This is a genomic window from Rhodococcus sp. BH4 (assembly GCF_002079265.1).
In the GTDB taxonomy this organism is placed as follows: Bacteria; Actinomycetota; Actinomycetes; order Mycobacteriales; family Mycobacteriaceae; genus Rhodococcus_F; species Rhodococcus_F qingshengii.
In genome coordinates this window covers 2,620,803-2,633,660 of sequence record NZ_CP014941.1, presented here as the reverse complement: position 1 = coordinate 2,633,660, position 12,858 = coordinate 2,620,803, and the positions used below count along the sequence as shown (strand labels likewise).

The following is a 12,858-nucleotide window of genomic DNA, read 5'->3' as shown; positions in this document are numbered from 1 at the left end:
AGAGCACCCGACCCGAGCGAACGCGTTGCGGATCACCCGTGCTTCGGCATGCTTCGACCCGACACATCGATCGTCCGATGCAGGTGATGCGGCGTACGCAGGACGATCGACCGGTCCACCACGGATACGCCCGGAAACTGTTCGGCGAGATAACCTTCCAGACGCTGCACGTCGTCGATCGAGCGCAGCCACACCGCCAATGCGATGTCGTAGCTGCCGATCGTAGAAGCAACAAGCCTCGCCTCACGCAGGTGCGAAAGACGCTGAGCAATTGCCTCCTTTCGCCCGTCGAGACGTAAGAAGTACCAGGCGTAGACCGGCCAGCCGGAGTAGGGCCGAGCAATCTCCGTGCGGACGACCAGTCGCCCCGTCGACAGCTCGTGAGAAAGGAGCGCCCCAGCGCGAGCCGGCGTGACTCCGAGGGCCGCAGCGAGTGCCGAGACGGTGACACGTGGTTCGCGAGAAAGAATGTCGAACAGCTGCGACTGTTCCTCTTCGCCGGCGCGTACACCACGAATCTTTCCCGCCGGGGCCGACTCGAGCGCGGCAATTTCTTCCGCATCGAGAGCACGTAGACGCCAGTTCCTCGCGTCGGAGTTCGCCGAGGACACGATCTGAGTTCGCATCGCGGTGATCATCGGCAGGGATTGTGTTCGCTCCAACACGTACCTGGACAATTGATCGAGGTCAGTGCAGGTGAGCGTGACGAGCAGATCCCGATTGCCGGTTGTGAGATCGACTGTGAGAACTTCGGGATCGTGCGCGATCTGTTCGGCAACGCTCATGGTCTGTGCCGGTGCGCATTCGATCTCGAGAAGTGCGGTCGCCGACACGATGGGTCCACCACGGTACGCAGCGATCCACGCTATTCCTTGCGAGTGCAGACGCTCCCAACGCCTGGTCAGGGTGACCGGGTCGGAACCGATCGCGCGTGAAAGCTCGGACCACGACGCTCGCGGCCTGATCTGCAGTGCGTTCAACAGCCGAAGATCGTCGTCCTTGAGCATCTGATCCTGCACCGAGGACCTCACTTTCAAAAGAATGCTGCACCGAAACAGGATCGAAACGCGTCGATCCTAACTTCATGACATCAATAGTCCACCAAATCCTGAGCCTCGAGAACGCTTACTTCTTGCGTTCGTTCGCCCCCTCGAGAAAGACACCGACATGACCGAAGCATTCCCTGTCTCGCATGACGATTCTCCGGTCAGCGATCAAACCCCGACGCAAAAGATCATTTTCGCCTTGAGGTCGCCACGGCTGTGGATCGTGGCGATTCTGCTCCTCGCGCTTGCGGCAGGCGCGCAACTGATCGGCCCCGCAGTGATTCCCGTCGGCGCTGCCGCCATCACGATCCTGCCCATGGTGTGGGGACTGATTGCCGGCGGTGTCGTCTCGAGCCAGAAGTGGAAACCACTCGGCCTCGACCTTCAGGCTGCAGCCTCGGCAATCATGGGCCTGGCTGTTCTCTTGCTTTGTGCAAGGTTGTCTTTCACCATCGGCCCGAACATCCAATTGTTGTTCGAGGCGGGCCCCGCACTGCTACTGCAGGAATTGGGGCACTTGTTCGGCACTATCGCTCTCGCACTCCCGCTGGCGGTACTCCTTCGGATGGGGCCGGCCACCGTCGGAGCAACCTTCTCCATCGACCGCGAGGGCTCCTTCGCGATGGTCAGCGAACGCTACGGCCCCGATTCCGACCAGTACCGTGGAGTCCTGTCGATGTACGTTTTCGGCACTCTGTTCGGTGCCGTGCTGATCAGCCTGATTGCGTCACTGGCTACATCCTTCAACATCTTCGACCCCCTCGCATTGGCGATGGGTGCCGGCGTCGGATCCGGCTCGATGATGGCTGCCGCTGCCGCCAGCGTCGTTTCGGCGCACCCCGAGATGGCCGACCAGGTACTCGCCGTGGCGGCCACATCCAACATCATCACCGGCCTCCTCGGCGTGTATGTCGGCATGTATGTCGCACTCCCCCTTGCTGATCGAATCTACGGCGCCCTCACCAAGCGCTCGAAGACGACCAGCGAACGGAAAGCCGACACTGCCCCACGAGCGGTTGCGCCGAGCGTCACCGTGCCGCTGACCACGATCGTTCCGATTCTGTTCGTCGGTGGGGTCATCGTCTCCTCGATCGCAGCGGGTGGCGTATCTCGATCGATCATCGTCGGTTACTTGATCCTCACCGGATTGTTGCTCCTGGGCGTCGGCGTGGCCCGCCTGACCCGCGGCAAGATCGCGGCGATGATCGCAATCATCACCATCGGCGCCTTGGCGACAACACCGTGGTCCCCCATCGGTGATTTCGTCTCGAGCACCGTCGGGACTGTCGACTTTCTCTCGATCTGCACCCTCACCTTGACTGTCGCAGGTCTCAGCCTCGGCAAGGACCTTCCCTTGCTCAAGACGATCGGCTGGAAGATCGTGCCCGTCGGAATCGTCGCGATCCTCGCCTCTTACCTACTTTCCGTGGTCGTCGCGGAGTTCGCGCTGGGCCTCTGGCACTAGAACTGCACCCGAAAACGCTGAGAACCAAAGATGTTGAAAGGAACCAATACCCATGTCCATCGCTGACACCCGCACCCGCACAGACTCGGTTTCGAGCACGATCGAGAAGTGGGCATCACGCCTCATCGATGTCAGCCACACGATCCATGCTCACCCAGAGCTGGCATTCGAAGAGCATCGGGCATCCGCCCTCTTGGCGGACGCCGCACAGGAAGCCGGCTTCACGGTTACTCGCGCCGCCTACGGCCTCGAGACGGCATTCGAAGCGGTGCGGGGCTCCGGCCCCTTCCGCGTCGTCGTCTGCGCCGAGTACGACGCCCTTCCCGACATCGGTCATGCGTGTGGACACAATGTCATCGCCGCTGCCGGACTGGGAGCAGCGATCGCGCTCGGAGAGGTCGCGGAGGAACACGGTCTGACCGTCGTCCTTCTCGGTACGCCGGCCGAAGAACATGGCGGCGGGAAAGTCTTGCTGCTCGAACGTGGCGCATGGGAGGGGGCGGCGATGTCGATCATGGTCCACGGCGCTGCAGGTGAAGACGTCAGCTGCACCGTCACCGGAACGCAGGCAGTCGACCGGTTCGACGTGACCTACACCGGAAGAGCCGCACACGCGGCCGCTGCGCCACACAAGGGCATCAACGCAGGCGACGCCGCCACGATCGCCTTGGTCGCCATCGGACTTCTCCGTCAACAACTTCCGTCCGACGTCAGGCTCAACGCCTATGTCGAGCACGGCGGCGAAGCAACAAACATCATTCCGGCCTCGACGTTGGTGCGAGCGGAAGTTCGGGCCGCAGAACTCGACGTGCTGTTGGACGCCAAGCGTCGTATGCTCTCCTGCTTCGAGGGCGCAGCTGTGGCCAGCGACTGCTCCTGGTCGACCGAACGCGCCGAACCGCGCTACGAGGAGCTTGTTCAACATCGCGTGCTGGCGACGATCTGGGACGAGGAGATCGCGAGCCTGGGCCGCACCGCGGCCGCCCGAACTCCCCTGACCGGCGGCTCGACAGACATGGGCAATGTGTCGAAGGTGGTTCCCTCGATCCACCCGATGATCGCGTTACGCGGCGTTACCGGAGTTCCTCACACGATCGAGTTTGCCGCTGATGCCCGCTCCGCAGCGGGCGACGAAGCTGTTCTGCACGGAGCAATTGCAATGGCACGCACTGTGATCCGAGCCGCCACCGGGGACTCGCGCTCCAACCTCCTGACGATTGCGGCCCAGCGCGAGTCAGGAGCGACTACCGTCACGAGCGCCGAATGAGCACCACCGGCGTCTATGTTTCCGCGCTCGAATTCTTCTCCATCGGCATCGGGCCCTCCAGTTCACACACGGTCGGTCCGATGCGAGCCGCCCGCACTTTTGTCGGCGAGCTCTCCGACGCCGGCTTGACCGCGTCGGTCGACCGAATTCGCTGCAATCTGCACGGCTCTCTCGCCGCCACCGGAATAGGGCACTGCACTCCCGACGCGGTGATCGCGGGACTTCGTGGGTTGGATCCTGAAACGTGCGAGCCGAACGACGTTCACGGGCGTTGGGCCGAGCTCTCGGACGGCGGATCGGTGAAGCTCGTCGGCGGCTCACTCGGGCACGTTGTGTTCACTCACGAGGACATGGTGTTCGAGCCGCTCGTTCGCCGTCACGGGCACCCCAACTCGATGACACTGACCGCCTTCAGCGGTCGCGAAATCGTCTGTACGAGTACATATCTGTCGATCGGTGGCGGATTCGTACTGCGTGCCGGAACGGAGACGCAAGCAAGCGCGCATTCGATCAACTCACGCTATCGAACCGCGAAAGAGCTACTGGCGGAATGCGGCTCCGGAACTATCGCCGAACTGGCACTGTCGGACGAAATCGCGATACACGGCCAGGATCGGGCATTGACCGGCATCGACGCGATCTGGTCCGCGATGCGCGCATGCATCGAACGCGGCACCCAGACCGAAGGTGTATTGCCCGGGCGTCTCGGAGTTCGCCGAAGAGCACGGTCTGCGAACATTCAACTGGAACAACGTAACTGCGCACCCTCCTCACGCGAGTGGCTGACCGTCTACGCCATGGCGGTCAACGAAGAAAATGCAGCAGGTGGCCGCGTGGTAACGGCTCCGACGAACGGTGCCGCAGGCATCGTGCCGGCAGTGCTATACCACCACATACGTGCGGCGGGCGCCGGTGTTCACGACGTTCGAACCTTTCTCCTCACCGCTGCCGCAATCGGATCGATCATCAAGGCGAATGCCTCGATCTCGGGCGCGGAGGCGGGGTGCCAAGGCGAGGTCGGAGCTGCCTGCGCGATGGCGGCAGCCGGCTTGTGCGCTGTCATGGGCGGATCGCCACGACAAATCGAGAATGCAGCTGAGATTGCCATGGAACACCATCTGGGGCTGACCTGCGATCCGGTTGGTGGCCTGGTCCAAATCCCATGCATCGAACGAAATGCCGTAGCCGCCTCGACTGCAGTCACCGCAGCTCAGCTCGCATACCTCGGTGACGGGACGCATGTGGTGAGCCTCGATATCGTCATCGAAACCATGCGCCAAACCGGAAACGACATGTCCGTGCGTTACAAGGAAACCAGTGAAGGCGGGCTCGCCGTCAATGTCGTCGAGTGCTGAGGAGGATGTCGACGGCAGCGGCGAGGGCGGGCGGACGCCGTCGCCGGAAATATCATCCTCTCGAACGATGAAGTCCGGTGTACCGATTTCTACACTCGGTGACATGACTTTGTGGACGGTGACCAGATGATCGCTCATCACGCTGGAGGAATCCCACTGCACAATTCTTCACGGCACAACACTGCGGGGCCGTCGCGCTCGACGCAGTCCTCCGGTCGCAAGATCGCCGCGTTGATCGCGTTGGTCGCCGGTTTCTCCGCTGCCTTCGTTCTCGCCCCGGGCATGCTGACGAGTAGGCCGGGTGATGGGTACGCAGACCAGGGAGAACTCGTCGAGACGGTCCGCGCCGCGTTCGTCGAATACTGGAGTTCCGGTGTCCAAGCCTTCTCGCCGAGCTTGGAGTCCGCTGTCGACTACTGGCTGCGGTACCACGTGGCCAAGGCCGTGATCGCGGTAATCCTGCTGACGGTTCTGCTCGCACTCGGCCGGATGCTCAAGGCGTCGTTCGTGAACGCCGGCCCTCTGACGGCTGGAAAGAAACTCGCATTCGTCTCGGCGGGAGGGCTGGTCACGCTCCTCGCGATGTTTTCCTCGGTACTCGTGATGGCAAATATCCAAGGTGTCGTTGCACCCTTCTCTTCGCTGATCTCGATGTTGCCCGTGGCCCAGGCGGATGGGGCACCTGGCGACACTGTCGGGCAGGTCCGCCAACAGCTCGCTCAGTCGACGGGCACCGGAAACCAGCAAAGCCCTGTCCTCGAACTGATGATCAGCGACTTCGCGCGGTATCACTTGGCCATGGCGGTGATCGCGCTGATCGCGGCAGCAATATCACTGATCGTGACTGTGGTCGTGTGGGCACGCTTCGCGAGAACGGCGCGATCCGAGCGACGGACGAGATTCGTGTCGGGGTCGATCGGTCTTCTCGCTGCACTGTTCACGCTGGGATTGATCGTTGTCGGCGTAGCAAATATGGGCACCGCGGCAGACCCGGCACCCGCGCTGGCGGCGTTCTTCAACGGCGGACTCTGACCCAAGTCAAGGGTTCAGGCCAGGGTTCCGTAGTCCCCCGGTACCGGTTGAGGAGGTACCTGGGGACTGCGTCTGCCGTACCCGGGGTCGATGTGTGAGTGCCCTCGGGCAGGCAGAGTTCGACTCATGAAAACCGGAGCAAGACGCATCCTGCTTGTCGGCCTGTGCAGCGCCATGGTTGGAGCTGTAATCAGCTGCAGCACGGACAAATCCACAGACACATCCGACAAGATCATGGACTCGACCATCACCGACCAGCTCGATTCGATCGTCGACGCAGCGGTGAATTCGACCGGGATTCCCGGTGCGATGGTGGGCATTTGGGGGCCCGACGGCAACTACGTCAAGGTTGCAGGAGTCTCGGATACGGCAACCAAAGCGCCGATGGAAACCGACTTCTACCACCGGATCGGTAGCGTCACCAAAACATTTACCGTGACCGCCCTGCTGCAATTGGTCGACGAGGGAAAGATCGGTCTCGATGATCCGATCTCCAAGTACGTCGACGGCGTCATGGAAGGCGATGCGATCAGCCTGCGCCAGCTGGCGGGGATGCGCAGCGGCCTCGTGGCCTACACGACGTCCGAACAGTTTGTCATGGATGTTCTTTCCGACCCTCGCCGATCATTCACATCCGAAGAGCTCTTCGGATACGTCAAGGACCTCCCACTCCAAATTCGACCAGGAACCACTGTCGACTACTCGAATACCAACACCCTTCTGCTCGGCATGGTCATCGAGAAGGTCACCGGCTCAACACTGTCGGACGTCATCGACACCAAGATCACCACACCACTCGGACTGGAGCACACCAGCTTTCCCACCACCAACGCGTTCCCGAACCCCCACGCACAGGGATACACCAACCAAACACTCGACGAATCCGTGACCGCAGCAACGGACTGGAACCCGTCGTGGGGAGGCGCCGCGGGCGCAATGATCTCGTCGTTGGACGACATGCGCATCTGGGTTCCGGCCTTGGCCAAGGGCGATCTCCTCGCCGACGACACTCAGAAGCAGCGCCTGCACACCGAGCCCCTGGGCGAAGGGGACGACAACTCCGGGTACGGACTCGGATTGTTCAACAGCGGCGGCTGGATCGGTCACAACGGAAGCCTGCCCGGCTACAAAACAGTCTCGGTCTACCTGCCCGAGAAGGACACCACCCTGGTCGTCTTCATCAACACCGACATCGACGGAGAGACCGACCTGACCAGCGCTTTGATGGTGCCGATCACCAAGTTGATCAGCCCGGGCAACGTCTACGGCTGATCACCTCGGGTCCGATCGACAATTCGGACGAAAGTGACATCTCGGGTTTCGATCTGTCGATAGGCTCGACCGTCGACAGATCGAAACCCGAAAGAGGCACTCATGGGATCGTTGAACGACTGGCTTCTCGACAGCGACAGCCCGCTCGTGGGGATTGTGGGTGGCATCCTACTGACGATCGCAATGCTCTCCGGCGGTTCAGGCATGTAACCCACCGCTCCCGATATGGCTCCGCACAGGGTGGACGTTCAGTGCGTGATCTAACGAACATGTTCGTTACGAACATGTTCGTGTACGGTGAAATCATGCCCACTCAGCCAACAGGTACGTCGAGCCGTCGCAATCGTCCGGCCAAACCCGCTCTGACACGCGAGGGCATCGTCAGTACCGCGGTGGAAATCTTGCGGTCGGAGGGCTTGCAGAAATTGACGATGCGTCGACTCGCCCTCGAACTCGACACCGGGCCGGCATCGATGTATGTGTACGTGCGCAACACAGTCGAACTGCATGCCGCGGTTCTCGACGAACTCCTCGGAGTCGTGGACCTCGCCGAAATTCCTCCGGCACTTGGCAAGCTCGCCTTGAACGGGTGTTGACCTCGTACACGGCCGTGCTGTTCGATCATCCCGGTCTCGCCCAGTCGGCTCTCGTTTCCCGGCCCAGCGGAGTTCACTACGTGCGCCTGCTCGAGCGCCTGCTGGCATTGCTCGACGAAGGCGAAGTCCCTCCAGGTCAGGCCGCGTGGGGCGTGGACTTGCTACTGCAGTACGCGACGTCCACTGCTGCCGAACACTCGGCGCCGAACAATTCCGCCGACGCGGATGCCCGATGGAGCGCGTTGACCGACGCAATCCAGAACGCAAACCCGCAGACGCACCCACTCGTCGCAAGACATGCAACAGCTCTACTTGCCGGTGAACCCTCGGCGCGCCTCTCCTGGGGATTCCGCACGCTCATCACCGGCATCGAGAACACCCCACTCACTTCTTAGGAACCCACCATGAACCACTACCCCATCGCAATCATCGGCGCCGGCCTCGGCGGCCTCACCCTCACCCGAGTCCTCCATCTCCGCGGAATCGATTCGGCGGTATTCGATCTCGAATCCGGACCGACAGCCAGAACTCAAGGCGGGATGCTCGACATCCACGAAGACTCGGGTCAGATCGCGCTTCGTGCCGCCGGCCTCTATGAGGAGTTCCGCGGCCTCGTCCATCAAGGCGGGGAAGAGACACGCGTCCTCGATCGAAATGCCGTCGTGCACCTGAGCGAGCAGGACACCGGAGGCGGCGACCGCCCGGAAATCGACCGCGGCCAGCTGCGTGACCTACTGCTCAGCTCAATTCCGAAGGAAACAATCCACTGGGGAGCCAAGGTCCGCAGTGCTCATCCGTTGCCGGATGGTCGACACGAAGTTCACCTCGCGGATGGAACCCACTTCACCACCGATCTCCTGGTCGGCGCCGACGGTGCGTGGTCGAAAATCCGTCCATTGGTTTCAAACGACACTCCTGCGTACACCGGAATATCTTTCGTGGAGTTCGACCTTCACGACGCCGACAACCAGCACGCGAAGGCCGCTGAAACAGTCGGCGGCGGAATGATGTTCGCGCTCAGTGCCGACAAGGGCTTCCTAGCCCACCGTGAGACCGACAACAGTCTGCACATCTACGCCGCCCTGCGAGTTCCCGAGAACTGGTCAGCGAGTGTCGACTTCTCCGACGATCACATCGCGAAGAAGGTTCTGCTGGAACACTTCTCGGACTGGGACGAGTCACTGCGTTCACTGATCGTCGAAGCCGACAGCTCGCTGACCCCTCGCCCCATCCATGCCCTTCCCATCGGCCACAGTTGGAGCCGTAGTCCCGGGGTCACTCTGCTCGGGGACGCGGCCCACGTCATGTCGCCGTTTGCCGGAGAGGGCGCGAACCTGGCAATGCTCGACGGCGCGGAACTCGGCCAGGCGATCGCGTCGCACAGCAGCACGGAGGAAGGGCTAGCTGTCTACGAAGAGCGCCTATTCCCACGCAGCGCCGCATCGGCACAACAGTCCGCTGATGGACTGGACATGTGCTTCGGCGAGAACGCACCCCAGGGGCTCGTGGACATGTTCACCTCACACGCGTGACCGGAGCCGTTGCCTGATTGTCAGTTCGCCCGTGCAATGACATGCAACCAATCGGCAGTGGGACCGACCACGGCGTCGATTGACAAAGTTTCCCACCCGCTTCTGCCGAGCACCTGACGAAGTTGGTCCTCCTGCCAAAATGTGAAGTGGCGCGGCAACCCCAATTTCGCTTTGCTCCAACTGGTTCCGTCGCCCCTCTTGACCGTGAACGCAAAAATTCCCTCTGCCCCGACTACACCTCGCGACTTTCTCGCGACGAATTCGAACTCGTCGCGTCGCAAATGAAGCAGGACTGCATTTGCCACCACGGCATCGTACGTTCCGTTGAACTGCCCAGTTCGCATGTCGAGAACCTCAGCTGTAAAACCCTCTGCCCTCATCATTTCCACGAAGGCGAGTGCGCCGTCAGTGCGCGCCACCATACTCCGAGAGATTCGAGGTACTCGGCATCACGGCCGGGACCACTGCCGAGTTCCAGAATCGTCCCTCCGTCCACCAGCTTGGCGATCCGGGCAAGGTACCGGACCATCGCCTCCCCCATGACATACGGTCTAGCTGCATAAAGATTCGCACCGGCCTCATAACTCGCGAGTGTGATGTCGCCTGCGTCGTCCACGGCCATCACTCCCGCAACGTCGTCAAGAAGGCAATGCGGTCGCCGCGGTAGAGCGAGCGAACCCGCTCGATCGGCACACCCTCCGGATCGACGGAGGTCCGGTGCAATAGAAGCATCGGCATCGAGGTGGTGGACTCGACGAGGGTTGCCTCCCGCGGTGAAGCGAGCACCGTCTCGATCCGTTCGGTTGCGGAGGCAAAGACCACGCCGATGGAACGGATAGCCGCGTACAGCGACGTCGTCGCATCGAAAGCGTCGAGCATCTCACCGAACCTGCTGTCCGGCAGGAACGTTGATTCGAGTCCGATCTTCTCTCCGTCGGCGAAGAGAACACGCTCGAGGTGAACGACGCTGTCACCTGGTTCGATACCCAATTCCGTGGCGAGACCGTCGTCGGCCGACATTCGTTCGAAGGTCACAACCTTACGACTGGGTACTCGCCCAGCGCTCAGAGCACCTTCGGTATAGGAACGAATCGATAGCGGCTGAACCAACTTCGGACTCGCGACGACAGTGCCCCGCCCCCGCCGCTCGATTCGCCCTTCGACAAGAAGATCACGAAGCGCTTGACGGACCGTCTCGCGAGCGACTGTGAACCGCGCCGCCAATTCCCGCTCGGACGGGACGGCGTCGCCCTCCTCGAGCCCACTGAGAATGGTCTCGATCTCGGTGCGCACCCGGTAGTACTTCAACTCCGGTTCGATCACGACGCTCGAGGTCCCCGGCCCGGTGGACGTCTGCTGATTCATGGCGCAAGCGTACAAGAATTCGGTCTATACCAATTGTTAACCTGGAGTTCGTCTCGATTCCCCCTATTGGTCTAGACCAAACGTCACTATCTCTACATGCGAATTTTGATTGTGGGCGGAGGGATCCTCGGAACGGCGCACGCCGACGAGGCAATCCGTCGGGGACACGACGTCATCCATCTCGAACGTGAGCCCGAAGCCCGCGGTGCCACGGTACGGAACTTCGGCCTCGTCTGGGTATCCGGGCGAGCCCCGCACGAACTCGAAGCTGCGCTGCGCTCGCGCGAACTGTGGGCAGACCTTGCCGCCCGTGTCCCCGGCGTCGGATACCGCCCAGCCGGCTCCATCACCCTCATGCGCACCGAGGAGGAGGTCGCGGTCGCGCAGGAAGCGTTCTCTCGGCCGGACGCCGACAACCGAGGGTTCGCGCTTCTGGATCCCGACGCCGTTCGCGTCGTCAACCCCGCGCTCCGGGGCAAGTTTCTCGGCGGACTGCACTGCACGCTGGACGCCGCTGTCGAGTCACGGCAAGCGCTCCCCGCCATCCGTTCTTACCTCGAATCCACCGGCCGTTACACCTTCCACGCCGGAACGGAAGCCCGCGAGATCACGACGACCACCTCCGGCGCACACATCCGCGACGACCACGGTCGCAGCTTCGACGCCGATCTCGTGATCGTCTGCCCCGGAGCAACACTCGGCGGATTGGCTCGCGATCTCGCCGGCGATCTCCCGTTGCGCCGTGTGCGCCTGCAGATGATGCAGAGCGCCCCACTCGGCGAAAAGCTCACCACCGCAATCGCTGACGGTGACAGCTTCCGTTACTACCCGGGTTTCGCCGGATCTGCCCTCGATCACCTCCGTACAGTACAGCCGCAGGAACCGACTGCCGAGGAGCACCGCATGCAACTCCTGTGCGTGCAGCGCTTGCACGGCGGGCTGACCATCGGCGACACCCACGAATACGAGGAACCCTTCGACTTCGATGTCGACGAGGCGCCCTATCGCCATCTGTCCGGAGTCGTGGAAACACTTCTGGGACGCGATCTTCCGCCAATCGTCAAGCGTTGGGCGGGCGTCTACAGCCAGTGCATCGACCCCTCACAACTTGTTCACCGCGCACAAGCCGCCGACAACGTCTGGGTGGTTGCCGGCCCCGGTGGCCGCGGTATGACGCTCGGCCCGGCACTGGCGGAACAAACCGCCGACCAGCTCGGTCTCTGAATCTCTCCGACAAGAAAGACTTCTCATGTCTCCGATCACCCTTGCCGTTCTCGACATGGCCGGCACCACCGTCGCCGACGACGGACTGGTTCTTCGCGCCTTCGCTGCCGCCGCTGAAGCCGGCGGACTGCCCGCCGAAGGCCCGGAAGCCGACGCCGCTCGCCAGTACGTCCTCGACACGATGGGCCAGTCGAAGATCGTCGTGTTCCGGGCGATCTTCGGTGACGAAGACCGCGCCCAGGCCGCGAACGCCGCCTTCGAAACCACGTACGACTCCCTCATCGACCAGGGCCTGGCCGAACCGATCCCCGGCGCCGAGAAAGCCATCACCACTTTGCGCGAGGCCGGCATCAAAGTTGCCTTGACCACCGGGTTCAGCCGATCGACCCAGGACAAACTCCTCGTCGCGCTCGGCTGGAAAACCCTCGCCGATCTCACCCTCTCCCCCGTCGAGGCCGGTCGCGGTCGACCGTACCCGGACCTGATTCTGACTGCCCTGCTCAAACTTTCGATCGACGACGTCCACCAGATCGCCGTACTCGGCGACACGTCCAACGACGTGCTCAGCGGCATTCGTTCCGGCGCATCCATCGTCGCCGGAACTCTGACCGGCGCACACGACGAGCAACAGCTTCGCGACGCCGGAGCCACCCACATCGTCCCGTCAGTGAAGGAGTTCGCCGAACTCCTCACCCACTCCTGAT

Annotated in this window: 14 protein-coding genes; 10 read left to right on the top strand and 4 right to left on the bottom strand. The window is 62.2% G+C overall.

Annotated features, from left to right (window positions below; genetic code table 11):
- Positions 1-32: 32 nt before the first annotated feature.
- Complete coding sequence (locus A0W34_RS12260; protein WP_228402203.1) at positions 33-1,031, bottom strand: Lrp/AsnC family transcriptional regulator; 999 nt, start codon at positions 1,029-1,031, stop codon at positions 33-35.
- A gap of 136 nt (positions 1,032-1,167) precedes the next feature.
- Here A0W34_RS12260 and A0W34_RS12255 point away from each other — a divergent pair, with 136 nt between their 5' ends.
- The 8 genes from A0W34_RS12255 to A0W34_RS12225 all read left to right on the top strand — a co-directional run bounded on the left by A0W34_RS12255 (position 1,168) and on the right by A0W34_RS12225 (position 9,565).
- Complete coding sequence (locus A0W34_RS12255; protein ID WP_081557737.1) at positions 1,168-2,511, top strand: DUF3100 domain-containing protein; 1,344 nt, start codon at positions 1,168-1,170, stop codon at positions 2,509-2,511.
- A 52-nt stretch (positions 2,512-2,563) separates the two neighbouring features.
- Positions 2,564-3,778, top strand: a complete 1,215-nt coding sequence (locus tag A0W34_RS12250) for an amidohydrolase (RefSeq protein ID WP_047271326.1) — start codon at positions 2,564-2,566, stop codon at positions 3,776-3,778.
- The gene (locus A0W34_RS12245) at positions 3,775-5,133 is read left to right on the top strand and encodes an L-serine ammonia-lyase (protein WP_081557736.1); all 1,359 of its coding nucleotides are present in this window, start codon (positions 3,775-3,777) and stop codon (positions 5,131-5,133) included. Before A0W34_RS12250 ends, A0W34_RS12245 begins: the two co-directional genes overlap by 4 nt.
- 126 nt (positions 5,134-5,259) lie before the next feature.
- A complete protein-coding gene (locus tag A0W34_RS12240; protein WP_230691733.1) occupies positions 5,260-6,165 on the top strand; it encodes a hypothetical protein in 906 nt (301 codons plus the stop codon).
- Between the two features lie 126 nt (positions 6,166-6,291).
- Entirely contained in the window at positions 6,292-7,437 is a 1,146-nt protein-coding gene (locus A0W34_RS12235; RefSeq protein ID WP_081557735.1) for a serine hydrolase domain-containing protein, read from the top strand.
- 305 nt (positions 7,438-7,742) lie between these two features.
- On the top strand, positions 7,743-8,033 hold the full coding sequence (locus A0W34_RS33425) for a TetR/AcrR family transcriptional regulator (RefSeq protein WP_232330024.1): 291 nt from the start codon (positions 7,743-7,745) through the stop codon (positions 8,031-8,033).
- The gene (locus A0W34_RS33420) at positions 8,027-8,428 is read left to right on the top strand and encodes a TetR/AcrR family transcriptional regulator C-terminal domain-containing protein (RefSeq protein ID WP_232330023.1); all 402 of its coding nucleotides are present in this window, start codon (positions 8,027-8,029) and stop codon (positions 8,426-8,428) included. Before A0W34_RS33425 ends, A0W34_RS33420 begins: the two co-directional genes overlap by 7 nt.
- A 9-nt stretch (positions 8,429-8,437) precedes the next feature.
- Complete coding sequence (locus A0W34_RS12225; RefSeq protein ID WP_081557734.1) at positions 8,438-9,565, top strand: FAD-dependent oxidoreductase; 1,128 nt, start codon at positions 8,438-8,440, stop codon at positions 9,563-9,565.
- Between the two features lie 20 nt (positions 9,566-9,585).
- Here A0W34_RS12225 and A0W34_RS12220 read toward each other — a convergent pair whose 3' ends face one another.
- The 3 genes from A0W34_RS12220 to A0W34_RS12210 are packed head-to-tail and all read right to left on the bottom strand — an operon-like array spanning position 9,586 to position 10,930.
- Positions 9,586-9,909 (bottom strand): hypothetical protein, encoded by a 324-nt coding sequence (locus tag A0W34_RS12220; protein WP_081557733.1) that lies wholly within the window; start codon positions 9,907-9,909, stop codon positions 9,586-9,588.
- Between the two features lie 35 nt (positions 9,910-9,944).
- Positions 9,945-10,181: a hypothetical protein gene (locus A0W34_RS12215; RefSeq protein ID WP_156888921.1), complete on the bottom strand. Its 237-nt coding sequence runs from the start codon at positions 10,179-10,181 to the stop codon at positions 9,945-9,947.
- Between the two features lie 5 nt (positions 10,182-10,186).
- Positions 10,187-10,930 carry a GntR family transcriptional regulator gene (locus tag A0W34_RS12210; protein ID WP_042450792.1) on the bottom strand — a complete coding sequence of 248 codons (744 nt, stop codon included), beginning with the start codon at positions 10,928-10,930 and terminating at the stop codon, positions 10,187-10,189.
- A gap of 96 nt (positions 10,931-11,026) precedes the next feature.
- Here A0W34_RS12210 and A0W34_RS12205 point away from each other — a divergent pair, with 96 nt between their 5' ends.
- Entirely contained in the window at positions 11,027-12,154 is a 1,128-nt protein-coding gene (locus A0W34_RS12205) for a TIGR03364 family FAD-dependent oxidoreductase (protein WP_007734899.1), read from the top strand.
- A 25-nt stretch (positions 12,155-12,179) separates the two neighbouring features.
- Complete coding sequence (locus A0W34_RS12200; RefSeq protein WP_081557731.1) at positions 12,180-12,857, top strand: phosphonatase-like hydrolase; 678 nt, start codon at positions 12,180-12,182, stop codon at positions 12,855-12,857.
- Position 12,858 lies beyond the last annotated feature (1 nt).

Coding starts and splice junctions, on each gene's coding strand:
- A0W34_RS33425 (WP_232330024.1), top strand. CDS start 7,743: ATGCCCACTCAGCCAACAGGTACGTCGAGCCGTCGCAATCGTCCGGCC.
- A0W34_RS12255 (WP_081557737.1), top strand. CDS start 1,168: ATGACCGAAGCATTCCCTGTCTCGCATGACGATTCTCCGGTCAGCGAT.
- A0W34_RS12210 (WP_042450792.1), bottom strand. CDS start 10,930: ATGAATCAGCAGACGTCCACCGGGCCGGGGACCTCGAGCGTCGTGATC.
- A0W34_RS12200 (WP_081557731.1), top strand. CDS start 12,180: ATGTCTCCGATCACCCTTGCCGTTCTCGACATGGCCGGCACCACCGTC.
- A0W34_RS12225 (WP_081557734.1), top strand. CDS start 8,438: ATGAACCACTACCCCATCGCAATCATCGGCGCCGGCCTCGGCGGCCTC.
- A0W34_RS12235 (WP_081557735.1), top strand. CDS start 6,292: ATGAAAACCGGAGCAAGACGCATCCTGCTTGTCGGCCTGTGCAGCGCC.
- A0W34_RS12205 (WP_007734899.1), top strand. CDS start 11,027: ATGCGAATTTTGATTGTGGGCGGAGGGATCCTCGGAACGGCGCACGCC.
- A0W34_RS12250 (WP_047271326.1), top strand. CDS start 2,564: ATGTCCATCGCTGACACCCGCACCCGCACAGACTCGGTTTCGAGCACG.
- A0W34_RS12220 (WP_081557733.1), bottom strand. CDS start 9,909: ATGCGAACTGGGCAGTTCAACGGAACGTACGATGCCGTGGTGGCAAAT.
- A0W34_RS12240 (WP_230691733.1), top strand. CDS start 5,260: ATGATCGCTCATCACGCTGGAGGAATCCCACTGCACAATTCTTCACGG.
- A0W34_RS12245 (WP_081557736.1), top strand. CDS start 3,775: ATGAGCACCACCGGCGTCTATGTTTCCGCGCTCGAATTCTTCTCCATC.